This is a genomic window from Rhodopseudomonas pentothenatexigens, assembly GCF_900218015.1.
Taxonomy (GTDB): domain Bacteria; phylum Pseudomonadota; class Alphaproteobacteria; order Rhizobiales; family Xanthobacteraceae; genus Rhodopseudomonas; species Rhodopseudomonas pentothenatexigens.
On sequence record NZ_UFQQ01000016.1, the window covers coordinates 81,857 to 100,372 of the forward strand.

The window sequence follows — 18,516 nt, forward strand, 5'->3', positions numbered from 1 at the left end:
AGGCGAGCGCTCTGGGATACTGGTCCCCCGCTTTCGCGGGGGACCACATTTGTTAGTGGAGTGGCGCTCTGCCCTACTCCGCTCTCATCCGCCCCGCCCTCAGAACATGAAGTATCTCTGCGCCATCGGCAGCACGTCGGCGGGAGCGCAGGTGAGGAGTTCGCCGTCGGCACGGACTTCGTAGGTCTCGGGATCGACTTCGAGCTTCGGCGTGGCGTCGTTGTGGATCATGCTCTTCTTGGAGATGCCGCTGCGGACGTTGCTGATCGGATAAAGCGTCTTGGCGATGCCGAGATCGCGGGCGAGATTGCCGGCGGCCGCCGCCTGCGAGGTGAACACCACCGACGACGCGGTGAGCGCCTTGCCGAAGGCGCCGAACATCGACTGGTAGTGCACCGGCTGCGGCGTCGGGATCGAGGCGTTGGGATCGCCCATCGGCGCCGCGACGATGCTGCCGCCCTTGATGATGCAGTCCGGCTTGACGCCGAAGAACGCCGGCGACCACAGCACCAGATCGGCCATCTTGCCCACCTCGACCGATCCGATCAGCTTGGAGACGCCGTGGGCGATCGCCGGATTGATGGTGTACTTGGCGATGTAGCGCTTGACCCGGAAGTTGTCGTTGCGCGAAGAGTCCTGCGGCAGCGCGCCGCGCTGCTTCTTCATCTTGTCGGCGGTCTGCCAGGTGCGGATGATGACTTCGCCGAGCCGGCCCATCGCCTGACTGTCCGACGACATCATCGACAGCGCGCCGAGGTCGTGCAGGATGTCCTCGGCCGCGATGGTCTCCTTGCGGATGCGGCTTTCGGCGAAGGCGAGATCCTCCGCGATCGACGGATCGAGATGGTGGCAAACCATCAGCATATCGAGATGCTCGTCGATGGTGTTGCGGGTGAACGGCCGGGTCGGATTGGTCGAGGACGGCAGCACGTTTGGCAGGCCAGCCACCTTGATGATGTCCGGCGCGTGGCCGCCGCCGGCGCCTTCGGTGTGGAAGGCGTGGATGGTGCGGCCCTTGAACGCCTTCACGGTGTCCTCGACGAAGCCCGACTCGTTCAGCGTGTCGGTGTGGATCATCACCTGAATGTCGTATTCGTCCGCGACGCCGAGGCAGTTGTCGATCGCCGCCGGGGTCGTGCCCCAGTCCTCGTGCAGCTTGAGCGCGCAGGCGCCGCCTTCGATCATCTCCTTCAGCGGGCCGGGCAGCGCGGCATTGCCCTTGCCGGAGATGCCGAGATTGACCGGGAACGCATCGAACGACTGGATCATCCGCCCGATGTGCCATGGGCCCGGTGTGCAGGTGGTCGCGAAGGTGCCGTGCGACGGGCCGGTGCCGCCGCCGAGCATCGTGGTGACGCCGCTCATCAGCGCATGCTCGATCTGCTGTGGGCAGATGAAATGGATGTGGCTGTCGAAGCCGCCGGCGGTGAGGATCTTGCCTTCGCCGGCGATCACGTCGGTGCCGGGGCCGATCACGATGTCGACGTTCGGCTGGATGTCCGGATTGCCGGCCTTGCCGATCGCGCTGATCATGCCGGCCCTGAGCGCGACATCGGCCTTGACGATGCCCCAATGGTCGACGATCAGCGCGTTGGTGATCACGGTGTCGGCGGCGCCGTCCGCGTTGGTCACCTGCGACTGCCCCATGCCGTCGCGGATCACCTTGCCGCCGCCGAACTTCACCTCCTCGCCGTAGGTCGTGTAGTCCTTCTCGACCTCGATGATCAGGTCGGTGTCGGCGAGCCGGACGCGGTCGCCGGTGGTCGGGCCGAACATGTCGGCATACACGGAACGTGCAATCCTGGTGCTCACAACACGGCCCTCCCGGACGAGGCGGTTTCGTCGTAGATGCGTTCGAGCCAGACGTTGACGCCGCGGCAACCCGCGACCACCTGGTCGGCCCAATCGAGATAGTCGACCAACCGGTCGCGCTCCCAATCGTCGGGCGGCGAAAAGATCAACGAGCGCAGATTGCTGATCTTGTCGGCGAGCTTGATCATCCGCGCCCGGCCGGTCAGATGCGGCGCGTGCTCGACCTGCAGCCGCTTGCGCGTCGCCTTCGGCAGCGTCTTGTCGTCGGTGCATTCGATCACCAGCGCAGCGACGTCCTCGCCGAACTGTTCGATCAGCTCGTCGCGCGTCGTGCCGGAATCCTCGACCGTGTCGTGCAGCCAGCCGGCGGCGACCAGCGCCGCGTCGGAGCCGTCGGTCGCCACCGCCAGCAGTTCGGCGACTTCGGCGAGGTGATTGACATAGGGCTCCTTCGCCGCACCCTTGCGCCGCTGCCCGGCGTGGCAACGCGCGGCGAAATCCGCGGCGCGGGAGACGAGTACGAGATCGGTCATCTACAGCTTGCCCATCACGTCGCCGCGGAAGCCGTAGATCGTGCGCTTGCCGGCGAGTTCGACGAGCTGCACGTCGCGGCTCTGGCCGGGCTCGAAGCGCACCGCGGTGCCGGCTGCGATGTCGAGCCGCATGCCGCGCGCCTTGTCGCGGTCGAAGCGCAGCGCCGGGTTGGTTTCGAAGAAATGGTAGTGCGACCCGACCTGGATCGGCCGGTCGCCGGTGTTCGACACCGTCAGCGTCACCGTGGCGCGCCCGGCGTTGAGCTCGATCTCGCCGTCTTCGATCAACAGTTCACCGGGGATCATGTGACCTCCTTAGTTAGTCGTCCTCGCCGGGCTTGTCCCGGCCATCCACGTCTTCGCTGCGCAGCAAGGCGTGGATGCCCGGCACAAGGCCGGGCATGACGGGATGAGACGTCGTGCCAAAATCATCGGATCGGCTGATGCACTGTGACGAGCTTGGTGCCGTCGGGGAATGTGGCTTCGACCTGGATGTCGTGAATCATTTCGGCGATGCCGTCCATGCACTGGTCGCGGGTGATCACCTCCGCGCCGGCCTTCATCAGTTCGGCGACGCTGCGGCCGTCGCGCGCGCCCTCGACGATGAAGTCGGTGATCAGAGCGATCGCCTCGGGATGGTTGAGCTTGACGCCGCGCTCGAGGCGGCGCCGGGCGACCATCGCGGCCATCGAGACCAGCAGCTTGTCCTTTTCGCGGGGGGAGAGGTTCATGAGGCACTCGATCGAATGAGCCTGGACTTGGTTTCGGCGTGACGCGGATCAACTCAGCCACAACCGCGGCAGCGCGCGGCCGGCGGCGCGGCCGAGGACGGTCATCATGTCGGCGCGCAGCTTCGCGGCATTTTGGGCGCAGAACCGGGCCATTGCAAACCCATTCCACGCCGAAATCCCAACCTCGGAGCCGAACGCGTCGGCCGCCGCGCGCAGCCGCTCGACCAGCGCCGCATCGCCCGGCACGATCAGCGCCGTGCCGATCGCGACGCCGCCGTTCATCACCGCGCGCCGGCCGAACAGGTTGCCGATGTCGCCATCGAGCCGGACGGTTTCGGCGAATACCAGCTTGCCGCCGCGCCGCATCCGCCAGCGGTCGACGAAGCGGCCGTGCCGCATCGTCTCGCCCATCGCCGAGCGGCCGAAGATCACCATCTCGGACAGCAGCAGCGAAGCGTCGTCCGCAAGCTCGATATCGATCCGGCGCTCGGCGCGGGCCTGGTCGAACAGGATGGTCTCCTGTGGCAGCCACGCCAGATGGCCGCCACTGGCGACCTTGAGGGTGATATCGAGCTGCGCGGCCGGGCCGTGGGTGCGATACACCTTCTCGGCCGCCGCCGTGGTCAGCGTCAGCCGCGCATCGGCCTGAACGTCGAGGCTGACGCTGAAGCGATCGCCGCCGGCAACGCCGCCGGCGGTATTGACCAGCACCGCCGACAGCCCCTCGCCCTCCGGCGACGGAAAGCGCACGCGCAGCGAGCCGGATTCGTGCACGGCGACGCGGCGGGTCGCGCCGCTATCCGCCCGCACTTCGACGGCAACTTCGCCGACTGCGCGATTGGCCGCAAAGGTCTGCGATGCCGTGGCGGCCTTGTCGGTCTGCATATCCCCTCGGCCGCGGCCGATCGGCCGCGCAAACGTCACAACGCCATCTGCCGGCTGATCTCGGCGGGGTCCAGATTTGCGCGGTCGCAGGTGTATTTCACTGCGCCGCGGTCCATCACCGCGAAACTGTCGCCGAGCTCGCAGGCGAAATCGAGATATTGTTCGACCAGCACAATGGCGATGTTGCCGAGATTGCGCAAATACGAAATCGCCCGGCCGATGTCCTTGATGATCGACGGCTGGATGCCTTCGGTCGGCTCGTCGAGCAGCAGCAGCTTGGGCCGCATCACCAGCGCCCGGCCGATCGCGAGCTGCTGCTGCTGGCCGCCGGACAAGTCGCCGCCGCGGCGGTTCAGCATCGAGTTCAGCACCGGAAACAGCGAGAACACGTCGTCCGGGATCGACTTGTCGGCGCGCTTCAGCGGCGCATAACCGGTCTTCAGATTTTCCTCGACGGTGAGCAGCGGAAAGATCTCGCGGCCCTGCGGCACCAGCGAGATGCCGCGCCGCGCCCGCTCGTAAGGCTTCAGGTGCGAAATGTCGGCGCCGTCGAAGGTGATCGCCCCGGACGCGATCGGCTGCTGACCTACCAGCGCGCGCAGCAGGCTGGTCTTGCCGACACCGTTGCGGCCGAGCACGCAGGTCACCTTGCCGGGCTCCGCCGCGATCGACACCCCGCGGAGCGCCTGCGCCGCGCCGTAGTACAGATTGATGTTGTCGACGGTGAGCATCGATGGCGTCCTCAATACGTCAGTTCAGCGACGGCTCGCTTCAATTACACTGCAGTCGTCCTACCCACAAACGTCGTCCCCCGCGCATGCGGGGGATCCAGTACGCCGCAGCGCTGCGATGTACACGCGACGCTCTGGAATACTGGGTCGTCCGCCTTCGCGGGCGATGACGGTTGAGACTGCGGAGACGCCGGATCAAACATGATTGGACGATTGCGCATCATCGCCCCAGATACACTTCGACGACCCGCTCGTTCGCCGAGACGTCGTCGATGCTTCCCTCCGCCAGCACCGTGCCTTCGTGCAGGCACGTCACCTTGACGCCGAGTTCGCGGACGAAGGTCATGTCGTGTTCGACCACCATCACGGTCTTGTCGTGGCTGTTGATCTCTCGCAGCAGTTCGGCGGTCTGCTGGGTTTCGACGTCGGTCATGCCGGCGACCGGCTCGTCGACCAGCAGCACTTTCGGGTCCTGCGCCAGCAGCATGCCGATCTCCAGCCACTGTTTCTGGCCGTGCGACAACGAGCCGGCGAGCCGGTCGCGGGCGTCGCGCAGGCGGATGATGTCGAGCACGCGCTCGATCCGCTCGCTCTCGTCCCGGCTCCGGCGCCAGAACAGCGTGCCGCGGACGCGGTGATCGACATTGAGCGCCAGCAGCAGATTGTCCTCGATGGTCTGGCTCTCGAACACCGTCGGCTTCTGGAACTTGCGGCCGATGCCGAGCTTGGCGATCTCGGTCTCGTCGAGCTTGGTGAGATCGACAGTGCCGTCGAACACCACCTCGCCTTTGTCCGGCTTGGTCTTGCCGGTGATGATGTCCATCATCGTGGTCTTGCCGGCGCCGTTGGGGCCGATGATCGCCCGCATCTCGCCGGGCTCCAGCGTCAGCGACAGGTTGTTGATGGCGTGGAAGCCGTCGAACGAGACGTGGACGCCGTCGAGATACAGCATCGCCGAGGTCGAGCGGGTTTCGAGCATGCTCATGAGGTCGCTCCGCCGGCTTTCGGTTCGATCACGCCGTCCTCGCGCGCGGCGCTTTCCGCGGCTGCTGCGGCGGCGGTGTCGCGCGCAGCGTCCTTCTCCTTGCGGCCATCCCACCAGGCATTGAAGGTGCCGATGATGCCCTTCGGCAGCAACAGCGTCACCAGCACGAACAGCGCGCCGAGCATGAACAGCCAATACGGCGCCAGCGGCCCGGAGGTGAACACGGTCTTGGCGTAGTTGACGACGATCGCGCCGAGCGCCGCCCCGACCAGCGTGCCGCGGCCGCCGACCGCGACCCAGATCACCGCCTCGATCGAATTGCCCGGGGCGAATTCGCTCGGATTGATGATGCCGACCTGCGGTACGTACAGCGCACCCGCGACACCGGCCATGCAGGCCGACAGCGTGAACACGAACAGCTTGTAGGATTCGACCCGGTAGCCGAGAAAGCGCGTGCGGCTCTCGGCATCGCGGATCGCGATCAGCACCTTGCCGAGCTTCGATGTCACCACCGCCCGGCAGATCAGGAAGCCGATCGCCAGCGCCAGGCAGCTCAGCATGAACAGCGCCGCGCGGGTGCCGTCGGCCTGGACGTTGAAGCCGAGGATGTCCTTGAAGTCGGTCAGGCCGTTGTTGCCACCGAAGCCGAAATCGTTGCGGAAGAACGCCAGCAGCAGCGCGTAGGTCATCGCCTGGGTGATGATCGACAGATACACGCCGGTGACCCGCGAGCGGAACGCCAGCCAGCCGAAGCAGAACGCCAGCAGGCCCGGCACCACGAGCACCATCAGCGCGGCGAACCAGAACATGTCGAAGCCGTACCAATACCACGGCAGTTCCTTCCAGTTCAGGAACACCATGAAGTCCGGCAGGATCGGATTGGCATAGACGCCGCGGCTACCGATCTGGCGCATCAGATACATCCCCATCGCATAGCCGCCGAGCGCGAAGAACGCGCCGTGGCCGAGCGAAAGGATGCCGCAATAACCCCAGATCAGATCGATCGAGAGCGCCAGCAGCGCGTAGCAGACATATTTGCCGAACAGCGAAATCAGATAGGTCGGCACGTGCAGCGCCGAGGTTTCCGGCGTCAGCAGATTGAGTAGCGGCAGCAAGATGCCGACCGCCGCCAGGATCAGCAGGAAGACGGTCGCGCTGCGGTTCAGCGAACGGGTGAGGATGTGCGGGGTCATGCGTGACTTCCCCGAGCACGCCGCGCTCCCCTCCCCCTTGCGGGGAGGGGTTGGGGGCGGGGGTCCACAAGCACAGAGCTTGTGGCAAGAGCCCTCACCCCAGCCCTCTCCCGCAAGCGGGAGAGGGAGTCAGGCTGCGAAGCGGAACAGCGGAGGTGCATTCCCATCATCCTCATGCCTCCACCGCCCGGCCCTTGAGCGCGAACAGGCCGCGGGGGCGTTTCTGGATGAACAGGATGATCAGCACCAGGATCGCGATCTTGCCGAGCACCGCGCCGGCGACCGGTTCGAGGAACTTGTTGGCGATGCCGAGCGAGAACGCGCCGACCAGTGTCCCCCACAGATTGCCGACGCCGCCGAACACCACCACCATGAAGCTGTCGATGATGTAGCTCTGACCGAGATTGGGGCTGACGTTGTCGATCTGCGACAGCGCCACCCCGGCGATCCCGGCGATGCCCGAGCCCAGTCCGAAGGTCAGCGCATCGACCCGCGACGTGGCGATGCCCATCGACGCCGCCATCCTGCGGTTCTGCGTCACCGCGCGCATTTCCAGGCCAAGCGCGGTGTAGCGCAGCATTGCCAAGAGGATCACGAACACGGCGAGCGTGAAGCACAGGATCCACAGCCGGTTGTAGGTGATGGTGATCTGGCCGAGCTCGAACGCTCCGCTCATCCAGCTCGGATTGCCGACTTCGCGGTTGGTCGGGCCGAAGATGGTGCGCACCGCCTGCTGCAGGATCAGCGACAGGCCCCAGGTGGCGAGCAGCGTCTCCAGCGGGCGGCCGTAGAGGAAGCGGATCACGCTGCGCTCGATCAGCACGCCGATCGCGCCCGCGACCAGGAAGGCCAGCGGCACCGCGATCAGCAGCGAATAGTCGAACAGCGCCGGATAGGAGGTGCGGATCGTCTCCTGCACCACGAAGGTGGTGTAGGCCCCTAACATCACCATCTCGCCGTGCGCCATGTTGATGACGCCCATCACACCGAAGGTGATCGCCAGCCCGATCGCGGCGAGCAGCAGCACCGAGCCGAGCGACAGCCCGTACCAGGCGTTCTGCACCATCGACCACATCGCCAGATTGCGCTCGATCGCCGCCCTGGCGCCGGCGATACCGCTCGCCACCGCCGCGCTCTGCTCGCCGGACACGCCGGTGAGCAGCGCCATCGCCTCCTGATCGCCGCGCGCCTTGATGGTGGCGATGGCTTCGAGCTTGTCGACGTCGGAGGCGTCGGTCTTGAACAGCAGGATCGCGGCGCGCGCCTCGGCGAAGGCCTGCCTGGCGGCGGCGTTCTTCTCGACCTTCAGCGCCGCCTCGACCGTCGGCAGCATGGTCTCGTCGTGGGTCTTGAACACCGACTGGGCCGCCTGGATGCGCTTGTCGAGGTCCGGCGACAGCAGCGTCAGCCCGGCCATCGCACCGGAGACGGCGCGGCGCAGCTTGTTGTTGAGTCGGACCGCGCTCGCCTTAGGCGGCAGCGCACCGACCGCATCGCCGGTCGCCGCATCGGCGATCTTGCCGTCGTCGGCCTTGATAAACGCCGCCTTGCTGTCCGGGTCGGCGTAGAGCTTGCCGTCCTGCAGCGCGGTGATGATCACGGCGGCGCGGGGATTGCCGCTGGCGACCAGCTTGCCGATCGCGTCCTCGGTGTCTGAGAAGGAATCCTGGGCGAATTGCGCGATGGCGTCCTCATAGGGACCGGCCGCCGCCGGAACGCTCCCCAGAGCAGTGAACGCGATCACGACCGCGGCAAACAGAAGGCGCGACAGATGGATGACAGGCACTGAGATATCCCGGCAAGGATGAGGGTGCGTCGGAGGGTCGAAAGGGCGGAGCGCACAGGCGTCGCCGCCCTTTCGCTTGTCGGACGTCAGGGCAGGATCAGGTGCCCTGACCGCCGCACTTCTTGGTCACGGTGTTGTAGTTGCCGCACTTCAGCGTCACCCAGTCGCCGATCAGGTCCTTCGAGCCCGGAAGCTCCTTCGACCAGGCGTCGCCCGGCACCAGGCCCGGGGTCTTCCAGACGACGTCGAACTGGCCGTCGGCCTTGATTTCGCCGATGAACACCGGCTTGGTGATGTGGTGGTTCGGCAGCATTTCAGAGATGCCGCCGGTCAGGTTCGGCGCCTTGATGCCCGGCAGCGCGTCGATCACCTTGTCCGGATCGACCGAGCCGGCCTTCTCCACCGCCTTCACCCACATGTCGAAGCCGATCACGTGCGCTTCCATCGGGTCGTTGGTGACGCGCTTCGGGTTCTTGGTGTAGGCCTGCCAGTCCTTGATGAACTTCTCGTTCTCCGGTGTCTTGATCGACTGGAAGTAGTTCCAGGCGGCGAGATGGCCGACCAGCGGCTTGGTGTCGATGCCGGCCAACTCTTCCTCGCCGACCGAGAACGCAACCACCGGGATGTCGGTGGCCTTGATGCCCTGGTTGCCGAGCTCCTTGTAGAACGGCACGTTGGCATCGCCGTTGATGGTCGAGACCACGGCGGTCTTCTTGCCGGCCGAGCCGAACTTCTTGATGTCGGCGACGATGGTCTGCCAGTCGGAATGGCCGAACGGCGTGTAGTTGATCATGATGTCGTCCTGCGCGACGCCCTTCGACTTCAGGTACGCCTCGAGGATCTTGTTGGTGGTGCGCGGATAGACGTAGTCGGTGCCGGCCAGCACCCAGCGCTTCACCTTCTCTTCCTTCATCAGATAGTCGACCGCCGGGATCGCCTGCTGGTTCGGCGCGGCGCCGGTGTAGAACACGTTGCGCTCGCTCTCCTCGCCCTCGTACTGCACCGGATAGAACAGGATCGAGTTCAGCTCCTTGAACACCGGCAGCACCGACTTGCGCGACACCGACGTCCAGCAGCCGAACACCACCGAGACCTTGTCCTTGGTGATCAGCTCGCGCGCCTTCTCGGCGAACAGCGGCCAGTTCGACGCCGGATCGACCACCACCGCCTCGAGCTTCTTGCCGAGCACGCCGCCCTTCTTGTTCTGCTCGTCGATCAGGAACAGCACCGTGTCCTTCAGCGTGGTCTCGCTGATCGCCATAGTGCCGGACAGCGAGTGAAGGACGCCGACCTTGATGGTGTCGTCCGCCGCCTTCGCCGGTCCGAACGCCGACAGACCCAGAGCCAGGCCGGTCGCTGCGGCCAGCCAGCTGCGGCGGCTGACCGGCTTCGCTCCGAGTCGCGTGGTGTGGTTTTGCATGAGGTATCATCTCCCTGACGCAGACATGATGCGCGGCCCCAACGGCCGTCTGCGACAAGTTGGTCGCAAGAAGCATGCCATGCCTCCCGGCGCGGGTAAGACCATGATCGCACACGTCAATTCGCCCCACGGCGAAGACCGCCCAGGACGCACCCGCTCATCGATTGGGCATGGGGACTGACCACACATTGGCCATGCAGCACATAATTTACGCAGTAGTTCGCGATCTGATTAATTCTTGCACTTTTGTCGTTCCGGGCCGATCCGGAGGCGGAACCTGCAATTCGACCTTGAAAGCGCTGCAGCGATGTTCCATATGACGGGGAGACCTAGAGAATCGTCAGGTCGTCGCGAACCGCGTGTTCTGAGCCCGCATTCTGTTCTGAACTGCGGTTTCTGGTTCGCCTTTCATCCGATCATAGCCGACGCTCCGGACACGCGAGCGTCCCAGAGTTTCCGAGCGCACCCGACGGGCCCCGTCGGGCGTTCGCTTTCATGATGGAAAGAACCAACCTTTTGACCTCCTTTCAGGAATTCGGCCTCGCCGATCCGATCTCTCGCGCCCTCAAAGAAGAAAACTACCACACCCCGACGCCGATCCAGGCACAGACGATCCCCCTCGCCCTGGCCGGCCGTGACGTCGTGGGCATCGCCCAGACCGGCACCGGCAAGACCGCGTCGTTCGCGCTGCCGATCCTGCATCGTCTGCTGCAGAACCGCATCAAGCCGGCTTCCAAGACCTGCCGCGTGCTGGTGCTGAGCCCGACCCGCGAACTCTCCGGCCAGATCCTCGACAGCTTCAACGCCTATGGCCGCCACGTTCATCTCAGCGCCGCGCTGGCGATCGGCGGCGTGCCGATGGGCCGGCAGGTGCGCAGCCTGATGGGCGGCGTCGACGTGCTGGTCGCCACTCCCGGCCGACTGCTCGATCTGGTCCAGGGCAACGCCCTGAAGCTGACCCAGGTCGAGTTTCTGGTGCTCGACGAAGCCGACCGCATGCTCGACATGGGCTTCATCAACGACATCCGCAAAATCGTCGCGAAACTCCCGATCAAGCGCCAGACGCTGTTCTTCTCGGCCACCATGCCGAAGGACATCGCCGACCTCGCCGAGCAGATGCTGCGCGATCCGGCCCGGGTCGCGGTGACGCCGGTGTCGTCGACGGTCGAGCGCATCAACCAGCGGGTGATCCAGCTCGACCATTCCGCCAAGCCGGCGGTGCTGGCCCAGCTGCTCAAGGACGAAAACATCAACCAGGCGCTGGTGTTCACCCGGACCAAGCACGGCGCCGACAAGGTGGTGAAGGGGCTGGCCCGCGCCGGCATTACCGCCGACGCCATCCACGGCAACAAGTCGCAGAACTATCGCGAGCGGGTGCTGGCGGCGTTCCGGACCGGCGAATTGCGGACCCTGGTGGCGACCGATATCGCCGCCCGCGGTATCGACGTCGACGGCGTGTCGCACGTGGTCAATTTCGACCTGCCGAACATCCCCGAGACCTACGTCCACCGCATCGGCCGCACCGCGCGCGCCGGCGCCGAAGGTACTGCGATCTCGTTGTGCGCCGGCGAGGAAATGGCGTATCTGCGCGACATCGAAAAGCTGATCAAGGTGTCGCTGCCCAAGGAAGATCGCCGTACCCCTGGCGCCCACGCCGCCCCCACCCCGCCGCCCCATCGCGGCCCCCGTCAATCGCCCCACGGCCATCCGCCGCGCAACGGCGACGCTGCGCCCAGCAGCAAAGGTCCGCGCCGTCGGCGTCGCGGTCCGCCATCTGGGCCCGCTCGCCAGGAGGGCAACCGCCACGAGGCGGCGCCGCGACCGCAGCACGGTGGCAACGGTGAGGGACTGCAGGGCGTGGCGTTCTTGCAGCGCAAGAACCGGCCCGCCCACCCGGCAGCCCAACAACGACCGCATCGCTAACGTTAAGCCGATCTGGAGATCCCAATGGCTAAAGAAGAGCTGATCCAGTTCGAAGGACTGGTGACCGAAATCCTCCCCGATGCGCGCTACCGCGTGCAGCTCGACACCGGCCACGAGATCGTCGCCTACACCGCCGGCAAGATGAAGAAGAACCGGATCAAGACGCTGGCCGGCGACCGGGTGACGGTGGAGATGTCGCCGTACGATCTGGAGAAGGGCCGGCTGATCTTCCGTCACAAAGACGAGCGACCGGGCGGCCCGCCGCGTAGCGGCCCGCCGCGCGGTCAGTTCCGCCGCCGCTGAGGGCGCGCTGCCTGACAACAAGGCGCTTTGCCGATGGCGGCAAAGCGCCGGAGCGCTCACCCGGAACCGCCTGGTTCAAAAAATCGCGCATGCCAGGATTGTTTTGGGGGCAGGCTTCGCATAATATCTGTTAATCGATTTTCGGCCGGACGACATTAGCTATCCACCGGTACAGCCGGTTCAGAACGCTGACGACCCTTCCAAAAATTCGATCTCACCAGCCCACCTGAGACCAAGTGGGTTTCGACCGTGTCTATATTGAGAAGGGACTACCACCCGTGAGCATGGGAACCGTGAAGTGGTTCAACGCCACCAAGGGCTACGGCTTCATCCAGCCGGATGACGGCGGCAACGACGTGTTCGTGCATATCAGCGCAGTCGAGCGTGCCGGTCTCGGCACCCTGCGCGAGGGTCAGAAGATCAGCTACGAGATCGTGGCCGATCGTCGTTCTGGCAAGTCGTCGGCCGACAATCTGCGCGCCGCAAGCTGAGCAGATTTCGGTTCTGAACCGGAAAAGGCCGTGCCGACCGCACGGCCTTTTCTTTTGCGGGTCTCGCCCCGCAAGCGTGACCGCCCGGTCGAGGCGCCGGGCCGTCAAGTGCCCGGACAGATCGTGGTGTTGTACAGCACGCAGAGCGATTGCCGCGGCCGGGTGTAAGACACGTCCGTCAGATTCAGGCCGGCTTTCGGCACCAGATAGCCGATCGTCGGCTGATACAAGTAGCTGACCTCGCTGAGGATCAGGTAGGTGTTGGCGACCTTCAGTCCGTCCGGGATGGTGATGGTGTCGCCCTTCGATCGGGTCGATGTGGCCAGCGCCGCGGTGGCCGAGCTGCCGCTCTGGGTGACCGTGCCCGACTTGCTCCATTGCACCTTGGCGATCTTGTCCTTGTCGACGAAGATCTCGGTGATCGTCGCCTTGGCGGGCGTGGCCGAATACGGCGTCATCACGCCATAGCTCGCTGCGAACACATTCTTCAGGTCGTTGTCGCTGACCGTGGTGGCCTGCGAAACCAGATCCGACAGCGTCCGTGCCACCAGCGTCACTTTGCGGTCGACGGCAATTCCGGACGTGACCTCGATGGTCGCCAGGAACATCAACAGCATCACCGGCAGAATAACTGCGAACTCGGTCGCAGCGACGCCGCGGCGATCGGCTCGCAGCCTGGACAGCAGAAGGCGGGCTCGTCGCACGGGATGTTTCGGGGAAACGCGCATCGCGGCGGCTCGCTCAAGGTTCATTGCGAAACGCCGCAGTGGCCGACAGCAGGCGCTTCCCGCCGGAGAGGTTCGATGCATCGAACCCCAGGCCGATGACGAACAGCGGCCATTCATAGAACGCCCGCACCACGATGATGTCGCCGGCCTTCCCGATGTTGTACTGCATGTTGTCGACGAAGTTCTTGTCCTTGTCGATCGGCGTGGTGATGCTCACCGTCGAGAAATCGCTGCCGTAGTTCTGCACGTCGATATGGAGCGACCCGCAGTTGAGCAGCATTTTGACCCGGTTGCAGACCTCGGTGCTGAACTGCGACTGCGACATCGATGCGTCCTGCGCCTGCCGGGTCAGGATCAGCCGCGACGAATCCTGGACCGCGGTTTCCAGCAGCTGGCTGGCGAAGAAGATCATCGCCACCTCGATGATTGCGAACAACAGCGCGAAGAAGATCGGCGCGACGATCGCGAACTCCACCGCAGTCGCACCGCGGCGGTTGCGACGGAATCGGCGGACCAGAGCAACGATGGACGACATCGATCGCAACCCTCTATCGAGTCGTTGGTGAGTCGGTGAAATCTACCGGGAGCCTAGTCGCAACACATTGTGGAAGTGTTTCGCCGTATTGAAGCAAAATGCCACGGGCGATTAAGCTCTCGTTGACCATGTCGGACCGGCGCACCCGGCGGCGTGCGCCGAGCGCATCCGTCAGTTGGTCCTGGACGAGCCGATCGCTCCGATCACCTGCTCGTTGAGCTTTCCGGTCTGCTCGATCGTCGACTTGAAGTAGCCTTCGGAGTCGCCGAGGGTGACGCGACGCTGGCAGATCGGGGCACAACTGTAGGATTCCCGATTGATGCCGCGATACACCGTCACCACCTTGTCGGACGGGCCTTCGACCTGGATGACCCGGTCGGCGACGATCGTTCCTTTACGATCCATGGCGATGACGTTGGTGGCCCCATAGCCCTTGCCGGTGACCACGACCATACCGCCGGGCTGCAGGGTCACGTCCGCGATCAGCGGGTTGCCGACCACGATGGTCGCGATGTCTTGCGGCAGCTTGATCAGCTTGGCCTGATCGACATTGACGGCGATGGAATCCTCGGTGCCCGCCACCGCCGGTGCCGATACCAGTCCGAGCAGCAGCGAAGGAACGATCAGAACCGCGCCGAGGCGGCGCGTGAGGCGGAACGTCGACATACTCAACTCCGGGACGTTTACGAGCCGACGAAAGCGATACGCAGCGGTGCCGGCGCCCGACGGATCGAAGGTGACGTGAATTGATGAACGAACCGCAAATCGAACAGCGCGTATTCGAGCCAATTTGTCCGGTTTTGAACCACCGGAGCTGGCGGCCGCCTCCAGCCCGGTAACAAGGTGCCAGCACGACGTTCCGCTGACGCAATTACTTCAAATTAACAGCACATTTACCCTCCCGGATAAGTGCGGATGAAACACCTGATGCCCCCGGGTTTACGCAATCGAATTAACTGCGCTGCAATTTCCCACCCCTAGGTTAGCCCCATGGTCACGGTGCTGAGAACGCCGGCAAGACCAATCAGAGTTCGACAGCCACGTGTACATGGAGCTATCCGATGAAGAACATCGTTGCGCGTTTCATCAAGGACGAGTCCGGCGCCACCGCCATTGAATACGGCCTGATCGCGGCCGGCATCGCTCTCGCGATCATTGCGGTCGTGCAGGGCGTCGGCACCAAGCTCGGCACCACCTTCACCAGCGTCTCGAACGCGCTGAAGTAATCGGCAGAACAGCCGACCAATCAAGACCCCGGCCCTCCGGGGTCTTTTTTGTTCACCGCCTCGCCTGTCGCAAGAGCGGATATGCCCGGATCCAGTCACATCCAACCGGCACCTCACGGCACGACGTCGGCCTCGCGCGATGTCGCCGCCCGACAGACGGTCTGCGCAGCGCTCGCTCTCGCGGTCGGGGCAGTGCTGATCCGGATCGTCCTGACGCTATGGTGATGGCCAGACCCATTTCCATATCGTTCATTCTCGCGGACTAATTTAACGGAACGAGTCCGCGACGGCTCAGATTTCCACCGCGTCGAGACGAGGTCCCGGATGATCGCCGACCTTCTGCGCATCTCGCTGTTCCCCGCCTTGATGGCGTTCGCCGCGGCGAGCGACCTGCTGACGATGACGATTTCGAATCGGGTCTCGCTGCTGCTGGTCGCAGGCTTTCTCGTGCTTGCGCCGCTCAGCGGTCTCGGTGCCTACGACATCCTGTTGCATTTCGGCGCCGGCGCGCTGGTACTCGCCGTTGCGTTCGGCTGTTTCGCGATGGGTTGGGTCGGGGGCGGTGACGCCAAGGTCGTCGCGGCCGCGGCTCTGTGGTTCGGGTTCGAGCATCTGCTGGACTACCTGCTTTACGCATCGCTGTTCGGCGGCGCGCTGACGCTGCTGCTGCTCGGCTTCCGGCAATGGCCGCTACCCTTTGGCCTCGCAGGTCAGGGCTGGCTGTTGCGCCTGCACGACCAGCAGAGCGGCATTCCCTACGGGATCGCACTGGCTCTGGGCGCGCTGGTGGTCTACCCGCACACGCAATGGATCAAGGCCGTCGATATCGCCCGGCTCACGCTGAGCTGATCGCCTGGGAACTTCGCGTTAACGCGATTTAGATACGCCTCATTAACCATGCTTTGACGAATAGCTGGTCAACTCGCCCTACTGCGGCGGGTGCGCCGCCTGTGTCCTGTGGAAAGTGAAGCGTATGAATACCGCGCGCATTGTCGTCCTGACCATCGCAGTCGGTGCCGGCGGCGTCGCCGCTTACCTGGCCAGCAGTGCCGGGCCGCAACCGTCGACTCCGACCGAGTCGGTCGCCCAATTGGAGACGGTCGAAGTCCTGGTCGCCAAGAACGACATTCCGCTCGGCCAAGCGGTCGCGCCTGGAGATCTGCAATGGCAGACCTGGCCGGCCGCAACCGCCAGCTCCAACTTCATCCGCCGCAACGATCAACCCAACGCCACCTCCGACATCGTCGGCTCGATCGCGCGGTCACCGTTCATCGCCGGCGAACCGATCCGCGAGCAGAAGCTGGTCAAAGCCGACGGCTCGGGCTTCATGGCGGCGATCCTGCCCAGCGGCATGCGGGCGATCTCGACCGAGATTTCGCCCGAAACCGGCGCGGGCGGCTTCATCCTGCCGAACGACCGGGTCGACGTGATCCTGTCCAAGCGCGAGAAGAACCCGGACAATCCCTCCGGAGATCGCGTCAATTCCGAGATCATTCTCGGCAATGTTCGCGTGCTCGCAATCGATCAGACCATCGAAGAGAAGAACGGCCAGAAGGTCGTCGTCGGCAAGACCGCCACGCTGGAGCTGAAGCCGGAACAAGCCGAATTCCTGGCTCGAGCGCGCCAGAGCGGGACCTTGTCGCTAGCGCTGCGCAGCCTGGCCGATGCCAGCCAGCCCGCAACCACCGAACACGACGCCAAACGCGACACCGTGAATGTCATCCGCTACGGCGTCACCACTCAGACGTCGTCGCAGAAGTGATTCGAGGCCCGAGATGACCTGCGAAATCGGCACCCGACCCTTCCGGCCTCTGAGCAGTGTGGCGATCGCGCTGTCTGCCGCCGTCCTGGCGCTGATCCCGAGCTTCACCGCGGTCCAGGCTCGCGACTACCGCGCCGGTCCGGCCACGACGTCGAGCTCGGGCCTGAATGCCCAATCGATCGCGCTGGGCATCGGCAAATCGATCGTGATTGACCTGCCGCGCGACATCAAGGACGTGCTGGTCGCAGATCCGAAGATCGCCAACGCGGTGATCCGTTCGGCGCAGCGCGCCTACATCATCGGCGCCACGGTGGGTCAGACCAACATCGTGTTCTTCGACTCGTCGGGCCAGCAGATCGCCGCCTACGACATCGCGGTGACCCGCGACCTCAACGGCCTCCGCGCCGCACTGAAGCAGTCGATCGCCAACGGCGACGTCCACGTCGAGGGACTCGGCGAAGGCGTGATGCTGACCGGCTGGGTCGGCTCGCCGATCGAAGCCCAGCAGGCGTTCGATCTGGCCGCGCGGTTGGTCGGTGACGACAAGAAGGTCGTCAACAACATCGCCGTGCGCGGACGCGACCAGGTGATGCTGAAGATCACGGTCGCCGAAGTGCAGCGCGACGTCGTCAAGCAGCTCGGCGTCGATCTCAGCGCCAACCTGGCCTACGGCACCGCCGTCGTGAACTTCAAGAACACCAACCCCTTCACGCAGTCGGGCGGCGCGCTGGTCTCCGACAACGCGCTGACGACAAAATTCGGATCGCTGCCGTCGGTCACCGCGACGCTGCGGGCGATGGAGAGCGCCGGTGTCGTGCGGACCCTGGCCGAGCCGAACCTGACCGCGATCTCCGGCGAGCCGGCAACCTTCCTGGCCGGCGGCGAATTCCCGGTTCCCAGCGGCGTCACCTGCACCAATGGCGTCTGCACGCCGTCGGTCCAATTCAAGAAATTCGGCATCCTGCTCAACTTCACCCCCGTGGTGATGACCGCCGGGCGGATCAGCCTGAAGGTGATGACCGAGGTTTCGGAAGTCTCGAGCGACAATTCCGTCATCATCAGCAGCCTGTCGGTGCCGTCGATCAAGACCCGGCGGGTCGAGAGCACGGTGGAGATTCCGTCCGGTGGCTCGCTGGCGATGGCCGGGTTGATTCAGGAGCAGACCAAGCAGGCGATCAACGGATTGCCCGGCGCCGCCCAGATTCCGGTGCTCGGCACGCTGTTCCGCAGCCGCGACTACATCAACCGGCAGACCGAGCTGATGGTGCTGGTGACGCCCTATGTGGTCCGCGCCGTGGCGCAGAAGGACCTGTCGCGGCCCGACGACGGCTTCGCCGACGCCTCGGATCCGCAGTCCGATCTGCTCGGCAGCATTAACAAGCTCTACGGCGTTCCGGGCCGCACCGAGCCGGCGCGCTCCTATCGCGGCCGTATCGGCTTCATCACCGACTAGGCGGAGCGAGGACAGGACG

Annotated in this window: 20 protein-coding genes; 7 read left to right on the forward strand and 13 right to left on the reverse strand. The window is 64.9% G+C overall.

The genetic code is table 11. The features are described from left to right. Positions 1–99 precede the first annotated feature (99 nt). From ureC to urtA, 10 genes are all read right to left on the reverse strand, one after another. Complete coding sequence (gene ureC, locus DWA33_RS16195; RefSeq protein WP_114359181.1) at positions 100–1,812, reverse strand: urease subunit alpha; 1,713 nt, start codon at positions 1,810–1,812, stop codon at positions 100–102. Further along, a complete protein-coding gene (locus DWA33_RS16200; protein WP_114359183.1) occupies positions 1,809–2,345 on the reverse strand; it encodes an HD domain-containing protein in 537 nt (178 codons plus the stop codon). The genes ureC and DWA33_RS16200 overlap by 4 nt, the downstream gene beginning before the upstream one ends. Further along, complete coding sequence (locus DWA33_RS16205) at positions 2,346–2,651, reverse strand: urease subunit beta (RefSeq protein ID WP_114359185.1); 306 nt, start codon at positions 2,649–2,651, stop codon at positions 2,346–2,348. Positions 2,652–2,773: 122 nt separating this feature from the next. Next, positions 2,774–3,076: an urease subunit gamma gene (locus DWA33_RS16210; protein ID WP_013501452.1), complete on the reverse strand. Its 303-nt coding sequence runs from the start codon at positions 3,074–3,076 to the stop codon at positions 2,774–2,776. A 48-nt stretch (positions 3,077–3,124) separates the two neighbouring features. Beyond that, positions 3,125–3,961: an urease accessory protein UreD gene (locus tag DWA33_RS16215; RefSeq protein WP_114359187.1), complete on the reverse strand. Its 837-nt coding sequence runs from the start codon at positions 3,959–3,961 to the stop codon at positions 3,125–3,127. A 35-nt stretch (positions 3,962–3,996) separates the two neighbouring features. Further along, the gene (gene urtE / locus DWA33_RS16220) at positions 3,997–4,692 is read right to left on the reverse strand and encodes an urea ABC transporter ATP-binding subunit UrtE (RefSeq protein WP_114359190.1); all 696 of its coding nucleotides are present in this window, start codon (positions 4,690–4,692) and stop codon (positions 3,997–3,999) included. Between the two features lie 220 nt (positions 4,693–4,912). After that, a complete protein-coding gene (gene urtD, locus DWA33_RS16225) occupies positions 4,913–5,677 on the reverse strand; it encodes an urea ABC transporter ATP-binding protein UrtD (RefSeq protein ID WP_114359192.1) in 765 nt (254 codons plus the stop codon). Beyond that, a complete protein-coding gene (gene urtC / locus DWA33_RS16230; protein ID WP_114359194.1) occupies positions 5,674–6,870 on the reverse strand; it encodes an urea ABC transporter permease subunit UrtC in 1,197 nt (398 codons plus the stop codon). Before urtC ends, urtD begins: the two co-directional genes overlap by 4 nt. 172 nt (positions 6,871–7,042) lie before the next feature. Next, entirely contained in the window at positions 7,043–8,641 is a 1,599-nt protein-coding gene (gene urtB, locus DWA33_RS16235; RefSeq protein WP_430707901.1) for an urea ABC transporter permease subunit UrtB, read from the reverse strand. Between the two features lie 112 nt (positions 8,642–8,753). After that, positions 8,754–10,076, reverse strand: coding sequence for an urea ABC transporter substrate-binding protein (gene urtA, locus DWA33_RS16240; protein WP_114359198.1), 1,323 nt, complete (start codon positions 10,074–10,076; stop codon positions 8,754–8,756). A 498-nt stretch (positions 10,077–10,574) separates the two neighbouring features. On the opposite strand from urtA, the gene DWA33_RS16245 reads away from it, so the two are divergent. From DWA33_RS16245 to DWA33_RS16255, 3 genes are all read left to right on the forward strand, one after another. Continuing rightward, positions 10,575–11,999 carry a DEAD/DEAH box helicase gene (locus tag DWA33_RS16245; RefSeq protein WP_181902424.1) on the forward strand — a complete coding sequence of 475 codons (1,425 nt, stop codon included), beginning with the start codon at positions 10,575–10,577 and terminating at the stop codon, positions 11,997–11,999. Positions 12,000–12,023: 24 nt separating this feature from the next. Then, a complete protein-coding gene (gene infA, locus DWA33_RS16250) occupies positions 12,024–12,302 on the forward strand; it encodes a translation initiation factor IF-1 (RefSeq protein WP_011159210.1) in 279 nt (92 codons plus the stop codon). 278 nt (positions 12,303–12,580) lie between these two features. After that, complete coding sequence (locus DWA33_RS16255) at positions 12,581–12,793, forward strand: cold-shock protein (RefSeq protein WP_011440687.1); 213 nt, start codon at positions 12,581–12,583, stop codon at positions 12,791–12,793. Positions 12,794–12,897: 104 nt separating this feature from the next. Here DWA33_RS16255 and DWA33_RS16260 read toward each other — a convergent pair whose 3' ends face one another. The 3 genes from DWA33_RS16260 to DWA33_RS16270 form a co-directional block, all read right to left on the reverse strand. After that, positions 12,898–13,521 carry a TadE/TadG family type IV pilus assembly protein gene (locus DWA33_RS16260; RefSeq protein WP_114359202.1) on the reverse strand — a complete coding sequence of 208 codons (624 nt, stop codon included), beginning with the start codon at positions 13,519–13,521 and terminating at the stop codon, positions 12,898–12,900. A gap of 13 nt (positions 13,522–13,534) precedes the next feature. Next, a complete protein-coding gene (locus DWA33_RS16265) occupies positions 13,535–14,056 on the reverse strand; it encodes a TadE/TadG family type IV pilus assembly protein (protein WP_114359204.1) in 522 nt (173 codons plus the stop codon). Between the two features lie 171 nt (positions 14,057–14,227). Beyond that, a complete protein-coding gene (locus DWA33_RS16270) occupies positions 14,228–14,722 on the reverse strand; it encodes a pilus assembly protein N-terminal domain-containing protein (RefSeq protein ID WP_114359206.1) in 495 nt (164 codons plus the stop codon). A 395-nt stretch (positions 14,723–15,117) separates the two neighbouring features. On the opposite strand from DWA33_RS16270, the gene DWA33_RS16275 reads away from it, so the two are divergent. The 4 genes from DWA33_RS16275 to DWA33_RS16290 all read left to right on the forward strand — a co-directional run bounded on the left by DWA33_RS16275 (position 15,118) and on the right by DWA33_RS16290 (position 18,497). After that, positions 15,118–15,282: a Flp family type IVb pilin gene (locus tag DWA33_RS16275; protein WP_114359207.1), complete on the forward strand. Its 165-nt coding sequence runs from the start codon at positions 15,118–15,120 to the stop codon at positions 15,280–15,282. Positions 15,283–15,606: 324 nt separating this feature from the next. Continuing rightward, a complete protein-coding gene (locus DWA33_RS16280) occupies positions 15,607–16,131 on the forward strand; it encodes an A24 family peptidase (protein ID WP_114359209.1) in 525 nt (174 codons plus the stop codon). Between the two features lie 124 nt (positions 16,132–16,255). Further along, positions 16,256–17,044, forward strand: a complete 789-nt coding sequence (cpaB, locus tag DWA33_RS16285; protein WP_114359211.1) for a Flp pilus assembly protein CpaB — start codon at positions 16,256–16,258, stop codon at positions 17,042–17,044. A 13-nt stretch (positions 17,045–17,057) separates the two neighbouring features. Then, positions 17,058–18,497 carry a type II and III secretion system protein family protein gene (locus DWA33_RS16290; protein WP_114359213.1) on the forward strand — a complete coding sequence of 480 codons (1,440 nt, stop codon included), beginning with the start codon at positions 17,058–17,060 and terminating at the stop codon, positions 18,495–18,497. Positions 18,498–18,516 lie beyond the last annotated feature (19 nt).

Bases quoted from the DNA above. Each gene is read 5' to 3' on its own strand.
- DWA33_RS16260 (WP_114359202.1), bottom strand. From the start codon at position 13,521: ATGCGCGTTTCCCCGAAACATCCCGTGCGACGAGCCCGCCTTCTGCTG.
- DWA33_RS16275 (WP_114359207.1), top strand. From the start codon at position 15,118: ATGAAGAACATCGTTGCGCGTTTCATCAAGGACGAGTCCGGCGCCACC.
- DWA33_RS16215 (WP_114359187.1), bottom strand. From the start codon at position 3,961: ATGCAGACCGACAAGGCCGCCACGGCATCGCAGACCTTTGCGGCCAAT.
- urtE (WP_114359190.1), bottom strand. From the start codon at position 4,692: ATGCTCACCGTCGACAACATCAATCTGTACTACGGCGCGGCGCAGGCG.
- DWA33_RS16270 (WP_114359206.1), bottom strand. From the start codon at position 14,722: ATGTCGACGTTCCGCCTCACGCGCCGCCTCGGCGCGGTTCTGATCGTT.
- infA (WP_011159210.1), top strand. From the start codon at position 12,024: ATGGCTAAAGAAGAGCTGATCCAGTTCGAAGGACTGGTGACCGAAATC.
- DWA33_RS16200 (WP_114359183.1), bottom strand. From the start codon at position 2,345: ATGACCGATCTCGTACTCGTCTCCCGCGCCGCGGATTTCGCCGCGCGT.
- DWA33_RS16280 (WP_114359209.1), top strand. From the start codon at position 15,607: ATGATCGCCGACCTTCTGCGCATCTCGCTGTTCCCCGCCTTGATGGCG.
- DWA33_RS16265 (WP_114359204.1), bottom strand. From the start codon at position 14,056: ATGTCGTCCATCGTTGCTCTGGTCCGCCGATTCCGTCGCAACCGCCGC.
- urtD (WP_114359192.1), bottom strand. From the start codon at position 5,677: ATGAGCATGCTCGAAACCCGCTCGACCTCGGCGATGCTGTATCTCGAC.
- urtA (WP_114359198.1), bottom strand. From the start codon at position 10,076: ATGCAAAACCACACCACGCGACTCGGAGCGAAGCCGGTCAGCCGCCGC.
- DWA33_RS16210 (WP_013501452.1), bottom strand. From the start codon at position 3,076: ATGAACCTCTCCCCCCGCGAAAAGGACAAGCTGCTGGTCTCGATGGCC.
- urtC (WP_114359194.1), bottom strand. From the start codon at position 6,870: ATGACCCCGCACATCCTCACCCGTTCGCTGAACCGCAGCGCGACCGTC.
- DWA33_RS16205 (WP_114359185.1), bottom strand. From the start codon at position 2,651: ATGATCCCCGGTGAACTGTTGATCGAAGACGGCGAGATCGAGCTCAAC.
- DWA33_RS16245 (WP_181902424.1), top strand. From the start codon at position 10,575: ATGGAAAGAACCAACCTTTTGACCTCCTTTCAGGAATTCGGCCTCGCC.
- cpaB (WP_114359211.1), top strand. From the start codon at position 16,256: ATGAATACCGCGCGCATTGTCGTCCTGACCATCGCAGTCGGTGCCGGC.
- DWA33_RS16290 (WP_114359213.1), top strand. From the start codon at position 17,058: ATGACCTGCGAAATCGGCACCCGACCCTTCCGGCCTCTGAGCAGTGTG.